The sequence below is a fragment of the Corynebacterium sp. HMSC11D10 genome (assembly GCF_001806995.1).
GTDB classification, from domain to species: domain Bacteria; phylum Actinomycetota; class Actinomycetes; order Mycobacteriales; family Mycobacteriaceae; genus Corynebacterium; species Corynebacterium coyleae.
Genome location: NZ_KV787022.1, coordinates 1 through 5,129 on the forward strand (window position 1 = coordinate 1; position 5,129 = coordinate 5,129).

Sequence of the window (5,129 nt, forward strand, 5' to 3'; positions counted from 1 at the left end):
CGCAGGATGCGACCGTTGTTGTCAAGGACAAGGACGGCAACAAGGTTGGCGAGATCGACATCAACATTGTTGACCCGAAGTCCGACGCCGCGAAGAACGTCCCGAACTACGGCGATCGTAAGAACGTTGAGGCTGGCAAGACTGAGAAGTCTGATCCGTTTGAGGGCAAGACCGATGTTCCTGTGAAGGAAGCAAAGGGTAAGCCGTCTGCTGGTTCTGAGGGTTGGACCTTCAAGACTGGCGAGACCGACGGTGTTGTTGAGGCAACGGCTCCTGACTACAAGGAGGTCGAGGAGAAGATCAACTCTGAGCTGCCGAACATCGATAGCAGCTGGGAGAAGTTCAAGGAGATCTTCACTCCGTACGTTCTTCCGTCGGTAGATGTTGATTTCACCTACAACGATGACTCCACTAACAAGGCCACGGCTGGCTTCGATCTGGTTGGTAAGGATGGCAAGTCCCTGTTGGATCCGGACGGTGACTTCGACGGTGACGGCATCTCGAACGAGGATGAGATCAAGAAGGGCACCAACCCTGCTGATGAGGGCAGCAACCCGGATACCGAAGCTCCGACTGTGGATCCGGTGAAGCCTGGTGACAAGGAGATCACTGGTAAGGATGATCGTCCGAACTCGAAGGTCACTGTGACCTTCCCGGATGGCACCAAGGAGGAGGCGACCACCGATAAGGACGGCAACTGGAAGGTTGACGTTCCGGCTGGTATCGAGCTGAAGCCGGGTGACAAGATCACGGTCATCGATAAGGCAGGTAACGATACGACCGCAACCGTCGGTATCGACACCGCCAAGTGTGTCGCTACCTCCGTTGGCTTCGGTCTGCCGCTGATCGCGCTCCTGCCGATCGGTCTGGCTACCCAGTTGGAGATCCCGGGTCTGTCCGACTTCGCTGCTCAGGCGAACGCTCAGATCCAGAACGCCAACACCCAGATCCAGCAGCAGCTGGGTATCTTCAACCCGCAGTTGGCTTCCCAGGTGGACGCAATCAACGCGAAGCTGGGCCAGTACGGCACTGACCTCGCAACGGTTGCAGGTGGTCTGGCTCTGATCGCCGCTGGCATCCTCGCCGGCACGATCATCTACGACAACTGCTCCCCGAACGGTGGCGGCTCTTCCGTGAAGGACCTGGAACTGAAGGGTTCTTCCGGCAAGACCTACGCTGGTTCCTCCAAGGAGGAGCAGAATAAGCCGACGACTACTCCGGCAAAGCCTTAAGTCTTGAGCCTCTCGTAGGCTGAAGATAAGCGCTAACGATCGCCCCGCTCACCAATCGGTGGGCGGGGTGATCAGCTTTGCAAAGCAGGTGTTGTGGTGGAGCGCGATTACCGCAACACCACGGGCCTGGGTCTGCTGGCTTGACCATGGCAGCATTTCCACCGAGGAGACGAAGGCGGACGGCTACGCGCTGAACTCGGGCAAGAACTTCTACGACAAGTGCCCGGAGGGCCTGAAGGATCAGTTCTGTTTCGTCGGCCAGTCCACCATCCCCGCGGACTGGAAGAATCTGGTGCTGCGTTCCAACTACATCGGCAAGGCTGACGGCATGATTGGCGTCACGCACGAGCACGATCAGTTGGCGGAGGAGGACCTGACTGTCTACGAGCTCGCGGTGCTCGCCGCTGCCGATAACAATCTCAAAGCAGGGGCATTGCTTATCGACGACGCCCACAACGGCATCGTTCTCCACCACCCCAACAACGCGCTGAATGTCCGCGTAGAAAACAAGGGTATCGATGCCCACACCTTCACCGTGGAGGCCCGTTGGGGCAACGGCAAGTCCGCACGCAAGGACATTGCCCTGGCTGGCATCGCGGATAAGGACAACTACGCCGGCGACCTCGCCATCCCGATGCAGGACCTCGCCGGGGTGCAGGGCCCGAACACGCCTGTCGAGCTGTCGGTGAAGAACCAGAACGGTGAGACCGTGTTCGACGAGACCTTCCGTGTTCCCGTCCTCGACCTGACCAAGCAGGAAGCCGAAAAGGTGCTTAAGGACCTCCCGTCCGCGAAGGTGAACAAGGAGGAGCAGAAGAAGGTCGAGCAGGTGCTGCGCCCGGTCGTGCAGCCGCCGGCCCCAACCACTTCGACGCCGTCGCCTGCGCCTACCCCGAAGGAGACCGTCACCGTGACGCCGACGCCGAAGCCGGCGCCCGCCCCGGTGACCCAGACCCGCGGCCCGGTGGAGACCGCGAACCCTTCGGATTCGGCAGGGGAGTCGTCTGATGGCTCCTCCATGAACGGCGGGGCGATCGCCGGCGCTGCCTTGGTAATCCTCGGCGCCCTCACCGCCCTGTTCGGCTGGTGGTTCAAGAACGGCGAGCAGCTCAAGCTGCCGTTCTAGGCTCACGGTGCCGGGGCCCGGTTGCCTCGTAGGTTCGACGCCTGTGGTGGATTCTTCCCATCACAGGCGTTTTTACGTTTCCGTAGTCTTTACACATGACTATTAAAACGTCACTCATTGCCCCCGTTAGGGGGTGATGGTGAAAGGCTCAGATTTTCCTAAGCTGGCAACTGGCTAAAGGTGCTGGATGTTGTTCAAATCTGTAGACAACTACGGAAACTGCTGGAAGTGTGCTTGCGTGGTCCGTCCGCCCCACTATCTCGGCTTCCTTAGCTGTGTCACAGGTAGTATTTTACGGCCGTACAACAGCAATGGCCAGCGCTTTTAGTGGCGAGTGTCAATAAATTTCCTCAGGATGTGAACAGCTGTTGGGTGGCTTGAGGGACCTTTGCCGCCTCCTGTCAGGTTCTCTACGGTGGTGTTCGTAGGCCCTGTTAGTAGGTGTGTTTTGTTTGCTCGTCAGGGTCGTGAACCTTTGACGCTAATCCTTTCTGGAGGGAAATTAATGAATAAACGTCACATTGGCCGCCGTCGCGGCACGTCCGTAGCCGCGGCTGCGCTGTCATTTGCGCTGGTTGCTCCGTTCGCTCAGCCGGTCGCGTTTGCGCAGGAGGAAACTGCTGCTGTCTCCCAGGCGCCGGCCACTGAGGAAAACGGTGCGATTGTCGCCGACGGCATTGCGAACGGCTACGTCAAGAGCGCTACTGGCATGACGAATGCCAAGTCGACCCTGTCTGGTCGCGCGTTTATTGACGATGGCTACGGCTTCAGCCCGACCGACGGTGGCCAGCAGGCTGTTCCGGAAGGCACGAAGGTCTACATGCAGTGGATCGATAAGGATGGTGCCGTTTCGCCGGTGTACGTCGCCCGCACCTCTGACCAGCTCAGCAAGAGCAACACCTCGCAGGCTGGTCCGGGCTCCTATGTGTTCGATCTCCGCGAGCCGTGGATTGACCACCACGGGAAGAAGCACACGTACAAGGCTTCCACGAATCAGTACTACCGTCTGTGGATCGACCCGTTTGTTGACGAGCGCAACGGCTTCACCGTCTACCCGTTCCGCCAGGTCGGCGGCTTCTTCCCAGGCGCATACCGCAACTCCATGGGTGCTGACCAGCAGGGTGCATGGAACACCATCGGCACGAACATGCAGCGCACTGCTGTACTGATGCAGGCTGATCGTGATGTGCCGTACATGCACAAGCCGAAGGCTGATTGGATTGCGGATACGGATGAGACTGTCCCGCGGCAGGCCACAAATTCTGCGATGAAGGGTCATGTGGGCGGCAAGGTCTGGCACGAGACGAAGGACGCTCGTCTCAACGGCCCGAACGACACTGGCGATGTCCCGGCTAAGGACATGTACGTGGTCATGAGTGTGCTGACCCAGGAGGGTATCGGCGCGTATGCGGAAGCAGTGGACACGTTGCCTGAGGCGCAGAAGCTGGCCGCTGCGAAGAAGCTCCTCACTGAGCACCCGGAATACATCGCGGCTACGGTGCGCTCGAAGGTTGGTGAAGATGGGTACTACTCGGTGAAGTTCCCTGAGGGAACTCTCACGAATGACACGAAGAAGTACCTGTACGCGCACGTAGAGACTGCCGACGGCAAGATCCCGAGCGCTTACTCTGCATGGCGTGTTCCGCTGTTTAACTCGCCGAAGAACAACGGCACGCGTAACCCTGCGCCTATTGCTGCTGAAACCTTTGTGCAGAATCCGATGTGGTACAACGTGAACTTCGCGTTGGTGCCGCGCCATGATGTGAAGTTGGATATCACGAACTTCAACATGACGGACAAGCCGGCTGATATCGGCGATACCGCGAAGCTGAATGTGACCGGCCCGTTCCCGGTGACGCCAAACAAGGTTGTTTGGAAGAAGAACGGCAAGGTCGTCAAGACCTGCGACAACATCGGTAGCGTTGCTGATGCCAACGCCTGCACCATCACCGTTCCGGAGGACGCTGAGACGGGCGATATCTTCACCGCTGAGTTCGTCACTGGCGAGAACACGGTGCTGGCCGCTGACTCGTTCACCGTTGTCGTTCCGGTTGTTCTTCCGTTCGGTTCGGTGAAGGACGAGTACAAAGAGTTTGATGCACTGTCCGTACTGCCGAATGAGCCGGAGAACAAGGTTGAAGGCGCTAGGCCGACCTACAAGGTCGATGGTCTTCCTGAAGGGCTGACGTTCGACCCAGAGACCGGCAAGATCTCTGGTACGCCGACGACGCCGGGCACCTCTGAGGTGATCGTGACGCGTGACGTCAAGGTCACGGTGAAGGAAGAACGTCCGGTTCTCGACGAAGACGGCAATCCGAAGTTCATGGACCCGTCGGCTCCTGAGGACAAGCGCGTCATCAAGACCGAAACGGTTGATGTTGAGGAAGTCCAGCACGTTCGCGTGCCGACCCTGCTGACCGTCACGGATTCGCCGCTGAAGGCTGCAACGATCAATACCGAGTATGAGCAGGAAGTTGTGCCGACCGGCTTTGAGAGTCACCCGCACAAGCTCAAGGTGAAGGACGGCTCGCTTGAGGTTGCTAACCTTCCTGCAGGTCTGGACTTCGATGAGAAAAACGGAAAGATCACCGGTACTCCGACTGAGGAAGTCGAGGCTGATGAGGACACGCCAAACGTCACCGTGACGTACACCTTGGTGGATCACAACAACAAGGAGTACAAGGTCACCGACCGCGTTCCGCTGCCTGTTGGCCAGAAGACCACGGTTGATGGCACTCCGAAGCCGGTTGATCCGACCGATGAGAAGCAGG

At 58.6% G+C, this 5,129-nt stretch carries 3 protein-coding genes; all 3 read left to right on the forward strand.

The genetic code is table 11. From position 1 onward, the window contains the following. A partial coding sequence (locus tag HMPREF3120_RS12070; protein WP_246815389.1) for an Ig-like domain-containing protein occupies positions 1-1,232 on the forward strand: 1,232 nt, incomplete at its 5' end. A 67-nt stretch (positions 1,233-1,299) separates the two neighbouring features. Then, positions 1,300-2,358, forward strand: a complete 1,059-nt coding sequence (locus HMPREF3120_RS01380) for a hypothetical protein (protein WP_141739332.1) — start codon at positions 1,300-1,302, stop codon at positions 2,356-2,358. Between the two features lie 505 nt (positions 2,359-2,863). Next, the coding region (locus HMPREF3120_RS01385) for an Ig domain-containing protein (protein WP_210384484.1) at positions 2,864-5,129 on the forward strand (2,266 nt) is incomplete at its 3' end.